Annotated in this window: 10 protein-coding genes; 2 read left to right on the top strand and 8 right to left on the bottom strand. The window is 50.5% G+C overall.

Features of this window, described 5'->3' with window-relative positions; translation table 11 throughout:
• Nucleotides 1–112 precede the first annotated feature (112 nt).
• The gene (locus ACYVAM_RS01260; protein ID WP_461064198.1) at nt 113–2,209 is read left to right on the top strand and encodes a M3 family metallopeptidase; all 2,097 of its coding nucleotides are present in this window, start codon (nt 113–115) and stop codon (nt 2,207–2,209) included.
• A gap of 69 nt (nt 2,210–2,278) precedes the next feature.
• Here ACYVAM_RS01260 and ACYVAM_RS01255 read toward each other — a convergent pair whose 3' ends face one another.
• The 3 genes from ACYVAM_RS01255 to ACYVAM_RS01245 all read right to left on the bottom strand — a co-directional run bounded on the left by ACYVAM_RS01255 (nt 2,279) and on the right by ACYVAM_RS01245 (nt 7,112).
• Nucleotides 2,279–3,199 (bottom strand): helix-turn-helix domain-containing protein, encoded by a 921-nt coding sequence (locus ACYVAM_RS01255; RefSeq protein WP_461063117.1) that lies wholly within the window; start codon nt 3,197–3,199, stop codon nt 2,279–2,281.
• A 56-nt stretch (nt 3,200–3,255) separates the two neighbouring features.
• A complete protein-coding gene (locus ACYVAM_RS01250; RefSeq protein WP_461063115.1) occupies nt 3,256–4,272 on the bottom strand; it encodes an aldo/keto reductase in 1,017 nt (338 codons plus the stop codon).
• A 161-nt stretch (nt 4,273–4,433) separates the two neighbouring features.
• A complete protein-coding gene (locus ACYVAM_RS01245) occupies nt 4,434–7,112 on the bottom strand; it encodes an MGH1-like glycoside hydrolase domain-containing protein (RefSeq protein WP_461063113.1) in 2,679 nt (892 codons plus the stop codon).
• A gap of 357 nt (nt 7,113–7,469) precedes the next feature.
• Between ACYVAM_RS01245 and ACYVAM_RS01240 the strand changes: the two genes are divergently transcribed.
• Nucleotides 7,470–7,685: a VF530 family protein gene (locus ACYVAM_RS01240; RefSeq protein ID WP_461063111.1), complete on the top strand. Its 216-nt coding sequence runs from the start codon at nt 7,470–7,472 to the stop codon at nt 7,683–7,685.
• Between the two features lie 183 nt (nt 7,686–7,868).
• Here the strand turns inward: ACYVAM_RS01240 and ACYVAM_RS01235 are convergent, their stop codons facing one another.
• From ACYVAM_RS01235 to ACYVAM_RS01215, 5 genes are all read right to left on the bottom strand, one after another.
• Nucleotides 7,869–9,101: a TlpA family protein disulfide reductase gene (locus ACYVAM_RS01235; protein ID WP_461063109.1), complete on the bottom strand. Its 1,233-nt coding sequence runs from the start codon at nt 9,099–9,101 to the stop codon at nt 7,869–7,871.
• Nucleotides 9,102–9,174: 73 nt separating this feature from the next.
• The gene (locus tag ACYVAM_RS01230; protein ID WP_461063107.1) at nt 9,175–10,353 is read right to left on the bottom strand and encodes a serine hydrolase domain-containing protein; all 1,179 of its coding nucleotides are present in this window, start codon (nt 10,351–10,353) and stop codon (nt 9,175–9,177) included.
• Nucleotides 10,354–10,588: 235 nt separating this feature from the next.
• On the bottom strand, nt 10,589–11,395 hold the full coding sequence (locus ACYVAM_RS01225; protein WP_461063105.1) for a helix-turn-helix domain-containing protein: 807 nt from the start codon (nt 11,393–11,395) through the stop codon (nt 10,589–10,591).
• A gap of 74 nt (nt 11,396–11,469) precedes the next feature.
• Nucleotides 11,470–12,312 carry an SDR family oxidoreductase gene (locus tag ACYVAM_RS01220; protein WP_461063103.1) on the bottom strand — a complete coding sequence of 281 codons (843 nt, stop codon included), beginning with the start codon at nt 12,310–12,312 and terminating at the stop codon, nt 11,470–11,472.
• 21 nt (nt 12,313–12,333) lie between these two features.
• The gene (locus ACYVAM_RS01215; protein WP_461063101.1) at nt 12,334–13,212 is read right to left on the bottom strand and encodes an oxidoreductase; all 879 of its coding nucleotides are present in this window, start codon (nt 13,210–13,212) and stop codon (nt 12,334–12,336) included.
• Nucleotides 13,213–13,301: the final 89 nt, after the last annotated feature.

Raw genomic sequence — 13,301 nt, 5'->3', positions numbered from 1 at the left:
ACCGTTTGAGCAACATCACGTTGCGAAATCTGTAGTTGTTTCTTATTTTAGGCGGAAACTCATTTCGTAAACCAGTATGTTAAATCATCAACGAATCAAGCAAACCGGCGTGATGCTGGCTATAGCCGCTACATCAGCTTTAGCCCAGCCTTCGCCCCAACAACCTAAAATGACCCAGAATCCATTCCTATCGTCGTACACGACACCGCACCAAACGGCGCCGTTCGACAAAATTAAAAATGCAGATTACCTGCCCGCCCTGAAAGATGGTCTGGCCCAGGGCCGCAAAGATGTTAATGCCATTGTAGCCAATACGGCTGCCCCAACCTTCGAAAATACCATCGTTGCGCTCGAACGCTCGGGCGATTTGCTGAGTAAAGTAACTTCCGTCCTGTTCAATTTGAACAGTGCCGAAACGACACCCGATCTTCAGAAAATAGTAAAGGAAGCGTCGCCGTTGTTGAGTGAGTACGGCAATGATATTACATTGAATGAGAAGTTGTTTGCCCGGGTGAAAGTCGTGTATGACCAACGCGCCAGCCTGAAATTAGACCCCGAAAGTGCGATGCTGCTCGAAAAATCGTACAAACGGTTTGCCCGGAATGGCGCTAATCTGGATGAAAAAGGGAAGGAACGGCTGCGGGCTATCGACAAGGAAATGTCGCAGTTATCGCTTCAATTTGGCGAAAATGTCCTGAACGAAACCAACGAATACACAATGGTCGTGACGGATGAAAAAGACCTCGCTGGTTTACCCGATTTTGCCCGTGATGCAGCCAAAGCAACGGCTAAACAAAAAGGGAAAGATGGCTGGGTATTTACCTTGCAGGCACCAAGTTACGGGCCATTTATGCAGTATGCCGACAATCGTGAACTGCGTAAAAAACTGTTCATGGCCTATAATGGTCGCGGTTTCCACGGCGACAAAAATGACAACTCCGCCATCATTAACAAGATCGTTAACCTGCGCTACGCGCGGGCTAACCTGCTGGGTTATAAAACCCACGCTGATTTTGTGCTTGAGGAGAGCATGGCTGGTTCCAGAAATAAAGTGCAGAGTTTTCTCGATGAACTGGTGACGTATGCCCGCCCGGCGGCCGAACGCCAACTGGCCGAACTGACGACCTATGCAAAAGCCCACGGCTTCGCGGATGATAAACTCCAGACCTGGGATAACAGCTATTATGCCGAGAAATTAAAAAACGAGAAATACGATCTTGACGACGAAACGCTGAAGCCCTATTTTAAACTCGAAAACGTGTTGAATGGCGCCTTCACCGTCGCTAATAAATTGTATGGAGTCACCTTCAAGGAGCGCACCGATATTCCGGTATATAACCCAGAAGTGAAAACCTTCGATGTATTCGACAAGGATGGCAAGTTTCTGGCTGTTTTTTATGGCGATTATTTTCCCCGGGCCGGTAAGCGGGGTGGTGCCTGGATGAATGACATTCAGGGTCAGAAAATTGAGAACGGCGAGAATATCCGGCCGCACATCATCAACGTCTGTAACTTCACCCGCCCGACCGATACCAAGCCTTCGTTATTGACTTTTTATGAAGTCACGACGCTTTTCCACGAGTTCGGGCACGGGCTGCACGGCATGCTGGCCAACGGGAAGTACGAGAGCCTGAGCGGCACGAGTGTTCCCCGTGATTTTGTGGAGCTGCCTTCGCAGGTGATGGAAAACTGGTGCTATGATCCGGAAGCGTTGAAACTCTTCGCCAAGCATTACCAAACGGGTGAAGTGATTCCTAACGAACTGATCGAGAAAATTCGCGCCAGTCAGAACTTCATGGCGGGCATGGCCAATCTGCGTCAGTTGCGCCTGGGGCTGGTCGACATGTATTACCACGGCCAGAAACCGACCGGTGAAACCGTTTCCCAGGTCGAGAGCCGGGTCGATTCCGTAGCTAACCTGTTCCCGCATGTCGATGGAATCGCTGTTAGTCCAGCCTTCTCGCACATTTTTGCGGGTGGCTATTCGGCGGGTTATTATAGCTATAAATGGAGTGAAGTGCTGGACGCCGATGCCTTTGAGTTCTTCAAAGAAAAAGGTGGTCTGGAAAATAAAGCAGCTGCCGACAGCTTCCGTAAGAACGTGCTGGAAAAAGGCGGTAGCGAAAAGCCGATGGAACTCTATAAGAAATTCCGGGGCCGTGAGCCGTCACCCAAAGCGATGCTACGCCGGAGCGGATTAATTCTGTAGTCAGTAGGTGTCAATAAAAACGGGAAGTCTGATCACCAGGCTTCCCGTTTTTGTTACCGGCTGGAGCTTTCAGTTAAAGGATTGCCGGAATTCAAGTGGCGATACGTTCGTTTTGCTCTTGAATAGCTTGTTAAACGATTGCGGGTACTCAAAACCGAGTTGATAGGCGATTTCGCTGACCGACAAGGAAGTCGTGGTTAGGATCTCTTTTGCCTTGTCAATGAGTTTGTTATGAATATGCTGTTGCGCACTTTGTCCCGTTAGCTTTCGCAGCAGATCACTCAGGTAAGTGGGTGACACATTCAACTTTTCTGCCAGATAATGAACCGTCGGGAGGCCCATTTCCTGCACTTGTTTATGGTCGAAGTAATCGGACAAGATGTCTTCCAGCTTGGTCAGCAAGTCATGGCTGGCGTTTTTTCTGGTTATGAATTGCCGGTTATAAAATCGGTTAGCATAATTGAGTAGCAGCTCAATCTGCGATACGATCACATCCTGACTGTAGCTATCGATTGTCGATCGGTATTCCTGTTCAATCTGACCAATAAGCATCGTCATCATGGCTTCTTCTTTGTCGGAAAGATGCAATGCTTCGTTAACGGCGTAGGTGAAATAACCGTACTCTTTAATGTTTTTGGCTAACGCATACGATTGAATAAAATCGGAATGAATAACCAGCCACCATCCGTTCATGGCCATATCCTCGGGCGTAACCGTTGAGATGACCTGTCCGGGCGAAAAAAAAGTCATTACGCCTTCGTCAAAGTCATAATAGTTCTGCCCGTATTTTAATTTCCCGGTGAAGTTCTTCTTGATGCAAACGGAATAAAAATTGTAGATAACACTCTTGATCTGTTCATCGAAATGGCATTTTATATCACTCATATCGATAACGCTCACGAGCGGATGCTCCGGTTTAGGTAAGGCCAACAGACGATGCAATTCGGAAACTGAATTGATAATGTATGGCTGAATCGGTTCTTTTTTCATCGCATGAGCGGTTCGTATCTGTAACGTGGACCACCGGTCCACGTTACAGAACCCGTTTATTGATCGATTGATTGCATATTCGCTTCATCATAGCGTTCGCCCGTCGATGTACCCAGCGGAACAATGGCTTCCAGCTGATCCATTTCTTCAGACGTTAAGCTGACATTGGCTGCCGCGATATTCTGTTCTACATAGTTAACCCGTTTTGTGCCGGGAATCGGCAGAAAACCTTTGGCAATTACCCAGGCAATGGCAAGCTGGGATGTAGTCACGCCTTTCTCGTTGGCTAACCGGGTTAGCTCATCAACTAATTCAATGTTCCTGTAAAAAAACTCGCCCTGAAAGCGGGGAATGTTTCGCCGGAAATCGTCCGCCGGGAAATCGTCCGGACGTTTAATTCTATTGTCGCCCGAAATAAAGCCTCTTCCCAAGGGTGAGTACGCCACAAAACCGATGCCCAGTTCCTGAAGCGTATCCAGAATACCTGCCTCTTCAACGCTTCGCTCAAACAGGGAATACTCCGTTTGAATAGCCGATAATGGATGAACCTGGTGCGCTTTCCGGATGGTTGCCGAGGAAACTTCGGAAAGTCCGATGTACCCCACTTTTCCTTCTTTTACCAGGTCGGCCATGGCCCCAACGGTGTCCTCGATGGGCGTGTTCGGATCCAGTCGGTGCAGGTAATATAGGTCGATGTAATCGGTACCCAGGTTTTTGAGCGAGCGATCAACGGCTTTTTTTACATAGTCAGGTTTGCCGTTGAACTGCCAGGTGAGCTGTTCGTTGTCGTCAATCTCGAAACCAAACTTGGTAGCGATAATGTATTTGTCCCGGTTTCCTTTGATGGCTTTGGCGAGTAGCCGTTCGTTTTGCAGTGGGCCATATAAATCGGCGGTATCCAGGAAGTTACCGCCTAATTCCAGCGATCGGTGAATAGTAGCGATGGCTTCCGATTCATCGGCTTTGCCGTATACGTCACTACCGGCGATCTGCGTCATGCCCATGCACCCTAACCCAATGGCGGGCACCACGAGTCCCTGAGATCCTAAATTCGTTTTTTGAAGCGTGTTCATACCTTGTCTTTCTGTTTTTATTTTCTGGAACAAAGGTCAGGGAGTCCAGAAGCGAAACAGTAGCCAAACCACGTATTGTTGTATCCAGATTTAGGTCGTCTGGGGTATGAGCTGAAGACCCTAGTAAACAGAAAGCCGGACTCGACGTCCGGCTTTCTGCGTTATTTATCGGCCACCACGGCCAGCTCATGCGGTTGAGTCTGGTATTTGTAGAGGTACTCGATCAGGTCGGCCACCAGCCCTGTCCAGCCGGTTTGGTGGTTGGCGCCTAATCCCATACCATTGTCGCCGTTGAAGTACTCGTAGAAGAGATACAGGCCCTGAAAGTTCGGGTCGTCCTGCATCTTTTTATCGGCACCGAAGGCCGCTACCCGACCTGACTCGTCGCGTCGGAAGATGTTGAGAAGCCGCTCGATGACCAGCAGTGTCGCCTGCTTCACACTCATTATGTGGCCCGAATTCGTGGGGTACTCGATCTCGAAATCATCCCCATAATACTGGTAAAACTTCAGCAGTGAGTCAATGAGCAGGAAATTGACCGGGAACCAGATCGGGCCACGCCAGTTCGAATTGCCACCAAACATGCTCATCTCCGACTCGGCCGCCACATAACGCACCTGGAAAATTTCGCTGTTCAACTCAAACTGGTACGGCATTTTTTCGTGGTATTTCGATAACGCCCGGATGCCGTAATCAGACAGGAACTCGGTTTCGTCGAACATCCGTTTCAGGATCATCTTCATCCGGTGTCCCCGCAGCAGGCTCAGGAGGTGGGTTTCGCCCTTGCCCGGCTCATGCCAGCGCGACACCAGCGAGGCCAGGTCAGGTCGGTTGGTAAGCACCCATTCGACCCGGCGTTTGAAGTCAGGCAATTGCGACAGCAGCGATTCATCCAGAATTTCGACCGCGAACAGAGGAATAAGACCCACCATCGACCGAATTTTCAGCAAACGCGCATTATGATCAGGCATGTGCAGCACGTCATAATAGAACTGATCCACTTCGTCCCACAGGCTTATGTTCTGTTTGCCCAGGTTGTTCATGGCCGAGGCAATGTGCAAGAAGTGCTCGAAAAACTTACTGGCCATGTCCTGGTAGGAGGGGCGGGTAAGGGAAATTTCGCAGGCAATCCGCAGCATATTCAGGGTGTACATGGCCATCCAGCCCGTACCATCGGCCTGTTCAATGCGCCCGCCCATGGGCAGAGGCTGGCTCCGGTCAAATACCCCAATGTTATCCAGCCCCAGGAAGCCACCACCAAAGATATTGTTGCCGGATACGTCTTTCCGGTTGACCCACCAGGTGAAGTTCAGCAGCAGCTTGTGGAAAACCCGCTCCAGAAAGTTTACGTCGCCAACGCCGTTCTGCTCCTTATCAATTTCGTATACTTTCCAGGTTGCCCAGGCGTGAACGGGTGGGTTCACATCGCTGAAATTCCATTCGTAAGCCGGAATCTGGCCATTCGGGTGCATGTAGTATTCGCGCAGAATAACCGCCAGCTGCCGCTTGGCAAAATGGGGATCAAGCCGGGCAAGCGTCAGGGTATGGAAGGCCAGATCCCAGGCCGCAAACCAGGGATACTCCCATTTATCGGGCATAGACAGAATATTGGCCGTGTACATATGCCGCCAGTTTTCATTCCGCGCATAAACACGTCCCTGAAACGGAACGGGCATTTTTGGGTCGCCCTTCAGCCATTCATTTACGTTGTAGTAATAAAACTGCTTGCTCCAGAGCATGCCCGCATAGGCCTGCCGCTGAATAGCCAGCAACTCAGAATCGGCAACGTTTTTCTGTAAATCGGCATAAAAGGCATCCGCTTCATCGAGCCGTTTGTTCCAGATGTCGTTGAAATCAGCGAAGGGCTGCGTGAGGGTCGTTTGATCGCTGAACCGCAACCGGATACTGACGCTTTCGCCGGCGGGCACGTTGCGGGTGTATTGAGCCGATGCTTTGGTGCCAATCTGATTGGGATTGATAAATGATTTTTTGCCACCCGATACAACATAGTTGTTGATGCCGTCCTTGGTGTATTTCGACACGTTGGGGCGGCCATATAACCGTTCTGAATTTGTATCGTTGTCGCAGAAAAGTAACGCGTCGGCCTCTTCGCAGTAGAGTTTATATTTCCCCAACTGCTTGTGGTTCACCTCGATCTGGTTGTTGGCAATGCCATGCAGCATGGGCCGGGCGTTGTATTGCTCGTAGCCCCAAGACCAGGTATTGCGAAACCAGATGGTGGGCAGCAAGGTGAGTGGGGCATCTACGGCTGAGCGGTTATGCGCCGTAATTTTCACCAGCCAGTCGTTCTGCGTGTCTTTGGCGTATTCGATGAATATGTCAAAATACTCATCCTGGTCAAAAATGCCGGTATCGGTTAGTTCAAACTCGGGTTCCTGCCGCCCTCTCCGTGTCGATTCAATGACCAGACGGTTGTAGGGAAACTCCTGCTGTGGGTACTTGTACAGCATTTTCATGTACGAATGTGTCGGCGTGCTATCTAAATAATAGTACAGTTCCTTCACATCTTCGCCATGATTTCCTTCGGGGCCATTGAGCCCAAAGAGCCGCTCTTTAAGGATATTATCTTTATGGTTCCAGAGCGCCAGCGCAAAGCAGATGTGTCCTTTGTTGTCAGAAATACCGCCAATGCCTTCTTCGCCCCAGCGGTAGGCGCGGGAGCGAGCCATATCGTGGCTGACGAAGTTCCAGGCATCCCCATACGGGCTGTAATCCTCACGGACGGTTCCCCAGGCACGTTCGGAAAGATAAGGCCCCCATTTTTTCCAGCCTTTATTATCGGCTCGTTCGTAGATACGTTCGCGTTCAGCAGTAGGCATATTATGTAGTAAATATCAATTTTTACGGTGAGTGTTGACGTTAATGGCGTGCTCAAGGCTATCAAAGATAGTATGCACGCTGAGTATTCTGGAAAAAATCTTTTGCATTTAGTCTTTTCTGTAGGACAATTCTTTTGCCAAATAATACTTCAACAACTGAAAACTTCGGCCAATGTTACGACAATGTCGCACAAGGTGCGAACAGGAAATGAGAAGTGCCTGTCTGATCATGTGGAATCGCTCATTGCCAGAATATTACTTAGCGGGAATAAAGGCTTTTCCGAGTCTGATCCGTTATTTTAGCGGGGTATGTAAATCGAGAATACAGGTAATCCGTTTAATGCCGTTTTTTGTATCATGAATGCACAGCCCAATAATCCGCTGCATGGCAAAACACTTGAACGGATACTGACCGAATTGGTTGCTCATTATGGTTGGGCAACCTTGGGCCAGAAGATCAGAATCAATTGTTTTACGAGTAATCCCAGCATTAAATCGAGCCTGACGTTCCTGCGCAAAACCGACTGGGCTCGCAAACAGGTGGAGGAACTCTATCTACAGCTGAATTCGTAGGTAAATAAGTACAAAAATATTTAAGCACGGAGGCACTGAGAAAACGGAGCTTAGACAACCAAAATTAGTGATTCAATTTTCTGTGTTCTCAGTGCCTCCGTGCTTAAAATCTGGTTCTTCTTAATAAGCAACCTATCTAAAAGGGTCAGTCTCCCTGGTGAGGGCTTTGTCTTTACTGTTCCATTATTCGGCAACCAATTTAAGGATGTCTGCCAAAATGGCATCGGTCTGGCTGGGTCGTTTCGCATTGGCATCGATGACCTGGCCATTTTTATTGATCAGGATGTAGCGTGGTATACTTTGTATCCCAAAATACTGCACCGTGCGCGACTTCCAGCCGCCTTTCGACAAACCCTGTTCGCCCGCTAGCTGTAGGCTGACCAGGGCCTTTTTCCACACCTCTTCCGTGTCGTCGATGGACAGGTAGAGAAACACCGTTTGCTCTTTCTGCTTTTTGGTCAGGCGCTCCTGAAGCTGCTTTGAAAACGGAAACTCGGCCCGACAGGGGCCGCACCAACTGGCCCACACGTCGAGGTAAACGACTTTTCCTTTAAACTCATCGAGTGTCACCAATTCCCCTTTTTCATTTGCAAATGAAAACGCACTAGGGTCTATGGCTTTCTTTTTGGTTGCCGCTACAACAGGCTCGTCTTTACGGGCCATCACCTCATCGCAACGAGCTTTCACAGCGGCAACATAGCCCGTAGCGTTCGGCGTTTTGCTGAGCCAATCGAATGCCGTACGAACGGACGAAGGGGTTACTCTCTCACAGTTTTCCACCAACAGCCGCGCCAGCGCATACTGGTAGACGTTCCCCGTCAGGTGCTGGCGGGCAAACGTAGCTTTGTCGGTCAGGCTCGTCTGAATATCAGCCGGGGTATATTTGGCGAAATTGCGGGCTTTCGAATTGAAATACGTGACGTAGAAAAACAGAAAGTTCTGATACGGTTCGGCCGGAAGTGCCGTTTCATCGTTTACGGAGAAACTGGCTAAATCGTCGACCATGACCGATGGCAGCGACATCACATTCGACTGGGCAGTTTGGCTATCTCCCCGAAGAATGGGATACGCCAGCAACAAATGCCAGTAGTTCCAGCGGATACAGGCGTCAACGTACTGCCGGAAGGCTTTTGAAAACTGATCGGCCTGGGGATAGCTTTTATAGAACGTAGATTGAGCTTTTCGAGCGTCGAAAAGACTCATTTCCCAGGCATCTAACCCGGCGGTTTTGAGTTTGGCATACTGACTGGCTGCGTCAAAATCAGCGTTGAACTTCGTGTTGAAGGCTGCCAGAAAGGCTTTTTCGGGCGCTGCTGTAAACAAGGCTTCAGGTTTGGTGCCCTGGTAAATGGATTGGGAAAAGCCCGGCCAAAAGCTTATCAGCCAAAGGAGCAGGGTAAGGCGGTACACGTTCATAATCATGCAGTAAAGAGTGAGACGGTAGGGTAATCTTCACCCCATATAGGGCAAACATCATTCCAATTCTGCATCACTTTTTTACGGCTGCCAGTACCCGCTTGATCAGCTCATTGGGGCTGCCGTTATGCCAGCGCCAGACAATCACGATATCATGTTCCGGATCGACCCAAATCGTATTCGAGCCTGCGCCGATAGCTGCGTAACTGCTCGTTGGCCCATCGGGCCAGGCTTTCTTACCGGTAGAACTGGTGCCGGTATTCAGCCACCACAGGTAGCCGTAGTCGGGGCCAACCGGGCTGGGCGTTGTGGCTTGCTTCACCCAATCGGCGGAGACAATCTGGTGGTTTTGCCAGCGCCCCTGCCGCAGAAAAAGATACCCGAAACGGGCTTCGTCGCGGGCGCTGATGCGCAGACCACCGCCCCAGCGGGTTCCGCCACTCACCGACGGCATCGACTTGCCGTCAATATCGGCCACCGCATTGGGGTAGGGAATGTACTGCCAGCTATCCGATGCGCCAATTGGGTTCATGATCTCATCGCGCACCACCTCGGGCAGCGGCTTTTTCCACAACCGAAGCAGCGACAAAGCCATCCGATTGATACGGACATCATTGTACTCGTAATACGCACCGGGCTTTTGAAGCGAGCGGGGTTTGCGTTCACCTTTTCCGAATGCTTCTTTCCCAACGAAATCGCTGTTTTTGCCCCAAAGCGATCCTTCCCACTCGCTGGTTTGCTGGAGGTGATTCTCCCAGGTAATGCCTTTATTTTGAGCCGACTCGTAGCCGCCGTCGTGAATTAAATTGGCTACCGGGTCGTGAACGTTGGGAATCATGCCCCGTTCAATGGTAATCCCTGTCACTGTCGACAAGACACTTTTGGCGACGCTGTAGGTTGGGTCCGGGCGTTGAGTGTCGCCCCATTCGGCCACGATGTACCCATGCCGCAACACGATGCCATTCGTAGCCGCCCGGCTGGTTGGCATTGGGCCGAGGAGCTTACCGAAGATCTCTTCCTGAGTCGAGAAGTCGGGTGCCATTTGGGTTGTTTCCTGCGTTTTGGCAAAGGCGACCGCTTCATCGAGTAAGGCCTTATCCATGCCCGCTTTTTCGGGGGGCAGGTGAACCCAGTTGTCGCCTTTGGGTGGGTAATAGGGGGTGGAGGTGGCCAGTTGCCGGTGGCAGGCTATCATCGTCGATAGCGCCAGCAAGGGTACCAATATCCAGGTAGGTAACGCGTTGTGTTTCATTGGGTAGAGATCGTCAGGTTGTGAAAACTGGCTGACTCTCCATACACACCGTAGACGAACCAGTTATCGACCGACGAAGGTAATTCGCAGATTTCGCTTTTTGATCCATTCCAACAGCTTTTATTCCCACGAACGTTGGCAAGCAAAAATGTCCTTACCGGTGTTTGGGTTGACAGAAAAGCGCATAACTAATCCGCTTCACCGCCATACAAGATTAGGGTTACCGCAAACCAATCTAAATTTTCGAGGGGGCAAGGCCGTAGGTTTTTTTAAAAGCGAAGGAGAAATGGGAGAGGTCTTCAAAGCCAAGCTCCAGATACACATCGGAGGGTGCCTTGCCTTTCTCTTTGATAAGGTAATGGGCTTCCTGAAGCCTGCGCTGCTGGAGCCATCGGCTGGGAGTCGTATGAAAAATCTTTTCAAAATCCCGCTTGAACGTGGCCAGGCTTCGGCCGGTCAAATAAGCGAATCGCTTCAGCTCCACGTTGAAGTGAAAGTTTTTATTCATGAAACCCTCCAGATCCAGTTTGCCGGGTTCCGAAAAATCGAACAGAATATCTTTTAAATCCGGATTTGCCTGAAGCAGAATCAGGATCACTTCGTTCAATTTTAAGGTCTGAAGGTTTTCATTGATAGACTGCCCGGCCTGTAAGTAAGGCAACAGGGAGTCCATGTAGCTTTTATACAGCGCATTGGGTTTTAGCTCCAGAATTGAATTGTCAACCTGATGCGGCCCGGCTTCATAACCATATTCCAGACTGAACTTCCGTAACGTTTCCTGGTCCAGGTAAATGGACAGCGTCTTGAACTCGCCATTTGCGGGTGGTTGCTTGACGAATTTAATCAGATGGTTTCGCCGGCTGAATCGAAAATCTCCTTCGTTGAACGTGTACTCCTGATGGCCATCGTTTATGGCAAGCGTACCGGAAATCTGGTAACTAAAGACGTGTTCGGGTACAAACTGTTCGCCCTCCCGCGTTCTGGTGAAATAGCAGGAATAAACTATTTTGGGTAGCCGGTTAATTTCCTTTAGGTCAGTCATGATCAGCGAGCTAGGTTACTGGGTAAACAGCAGGGTTGCCCGGATTCGTTACAACCCTGCTGTTTTCGCGTCAATTAATTCTGAGACATAAACTGCGTAAAGCCCTCCCGGATAACGTTAATGTAGGTCTGGTCAGGCAATTCAGCTCTGGCCGTCAGCCGTTTATGGAAGTCGTCATTACCTACGGCATACCGAAGCGTGTCGGTATCATCGGTGGCAGCCGAATAAATGGTGTTGGCAACATCATCGGCGGTTACTAGTCTGGTAGCCACCATACCCGCAAACATCTTACCCGCAGCCTCCGTGAAGGGTGTGTAGTCGGCCAGAGTGGGGTCGTGTGCGAATTGCTCCCGCGTAACGTTGCTGAAGTTCGTTTCGGTACCGCCCGGTTCAACAATCTTCACGATAATGTTAAGCGTGGATAGCTCAAAGGAAAGCGCTTCCGAAAACCCTTCCAGCGCAAACTTCGAGGCCGCATATAGCGAAATCAGCGGTAAGGTATAGCGCCCGGCACCTGAACTTATGTTGAGAATCAAGCCCGACTTTTGCTGACGAAAATGCGGCAGCAGGGCCCGGATCACGTTCATAACCCCGAATACGTTCACGTCGAACTGTTGCTGAATCTGTTCCGGGCTGATGGCCTCAAATACGCCGTTCTGGCCATAGCCGGCGTTATTGACGACGGCGTCGATTTTGCCAAACCGGTCAAGTCCCTGCTGAATGGCACTGTCAATACTGGCCGGGTCCTGAACGTCCAGCCTGGTAACCAGCACATTCGGGAGTTGCGTGAGTTCCTGTTCCTGCTCCGGATTTCGCATCGTAGCAATAACGTTCCAGCCTTCGGCTGCGAATTTTTTAGCGGCTGCTTTGCCTATGCCGGAGGAAGCTCCGGTCAGGATAATGGTTTTGTTCATCATTGTAGTTTGTCTGTGGGCACCTTACCGTTTAAACATCGACTGACCTTGTTCCGTATCCAGAAAGTTGATAGCCTCCTGATGGTCGGTCGAAAGGCTCACGGACTCCCATGTCTCCAGCTCCGCTTTTCTGGCGGCATCGGCCTGTTTCAGGATGGCGACTGCTTCACTGCCCAGGATCAGATGCACGGGCGGCTCAGGATGCCCGATTAGGTTGATCATGGCAATAGCCGCCTTGTCGGGGTCGCCCATGGGTACAAACGAGCCACTTTTAAAGTAATTAACCCGTTGATCTACCGTATCTTCATAACCTTCTACGGGCTCAGCGTACGTCATGGAGTCGCCAGCCCAGTCGGTCCGGAAGCCACCCGGCTCTACAGCGGTTACGTGAATGCCAAGGGGTGCCACTTCTTTGGCAAGTGCTTCGGTGAAACCGCCTAACCCAAATTTGGCGGCCTGGTACAGGGTCAGGCCCGCGTTGCCAACCCGACCGCCTACCGAACTGATTTGCAGGATATGGCCGGAGCGTTGCTTCCGCATGATCGGTAGAACAGCGCGGGTTATGTCGATGGGCGCATAGAGATTCGTTTCCAGCTGACTACGAACCTGTTCGTCGGTGAAGGCTTCAGCGGCCCCAATAATGCCAAATCCAGCGTTGTTTACCAAGACATCGATTCGGCCGAAATGAGCTACCGTCTGCTCAATGGCCGCATGAATTTGCGCTTTGTTGGTCACATCCAGTTGGATGGGTAACAGCTGATTCGGGTATTGTTCGGCAAGGGCCGCCAATTGATCCGGGTTGCGGGCCGTTGCGGCCACGTTGTCGCCTTTCGCAAGTACGGCTTCGGTCAAGCTGCGGCCCAGGCCGCGGGAACTTCCGGTAATAAACCAAACATTTGTCATGTTGCTGTGCTTTTTATTTTGACAAAGGTCGGTGCTGCTTATCCGGGCTGCTTTGTTGAAACGCTCAAAGTTGCTTTGTTGAAACGTTC

It is taken from the genome of Spirosoma horti (genome assembly GCF_054776595.1).
This window is presented reverse-complemented; position numbering and strand designations above follow the sequence as displayed.

What these genes read in the sequence shown, in the direction of transcription:
- ACYVAM_RS01260 (WP_461064198.1), top strand. Translation starts at nt 113, where the DNA reads ATGCTGGCTATAGCCGCTACATCAGCTTTAGCCCAGCCTTCGCCCCAA.
- ACYVAM_RS01255 (WP_461063117.1), bottom strand. Translation starts at nt 3,199, where the DNA reads ATGAAAAAAGAACCGATTCAGCCATACATTATCAATTCAGTTTCCGAA.
- ACYVAM_RS01250 (WP_461063115.1), bottom strand. Translation starts at nt 4,272, where the DNA reads ATGAACACGCTTCAAAAAACGAATTTAGGATCTCAGGGACTCGTGGTG.
- ACYVAM_RS01245 (WP_461063113.1), bottom strand. Translation starts at nt 7,112, where the DNA reads ATGCCTACTGCTGAACGCGAACGTATCTACGAACGAGCCGATAATAAA.
- ACYVAM_RS01240 (WP_461063111.1), top strand. Translation starts at nt 7,470, where the DNA reads ATGAATGCACAGCCCAATAATCCGCTGCATGGCAAAACACTTGAACGG.
- ACYVAM_RS01235 (WP_461063109.1), bottom strand. Translation starts at nt 9,101, where the DNA reads ATGAACGTGTACCGCCTTACCCTGCTCCTTTGGCTGATAAGCTTTTGG.
- ACYVAM_RS01230 (WP_461063107.1), bottom strand. Translation starts at nt 10,353, where the DNA reads ATGAAACACAACGCGTTACCTACCTGGATATTGGTACCCTTGCTGGCG.
- ACYVAM_RS01225 (WP_461063105.1), bottom strand. Translation starts at nt 11,395, where the DNA reads ATGACTGACCTAAAGGAAATTAACCGGCTACCCAAAATAGTTTATTCC.
- ACYVAM_RS01220 (WP_461063103.1), bottom strand. Translation starts at nt 12,312, where the DNA reads ATGATGAACAAAACCATTATCCTGACCGGAGCTTCCTCCGGCATAGGC.
- ACYVAM_RS01215 (WP_461063101.1), bottom strand. Translation starts at nt 13,212, where the DNA reads ATGACAAATGTTTGGTTTATTACCGGAAGTTCCCGCGGCCTGGGCCGC.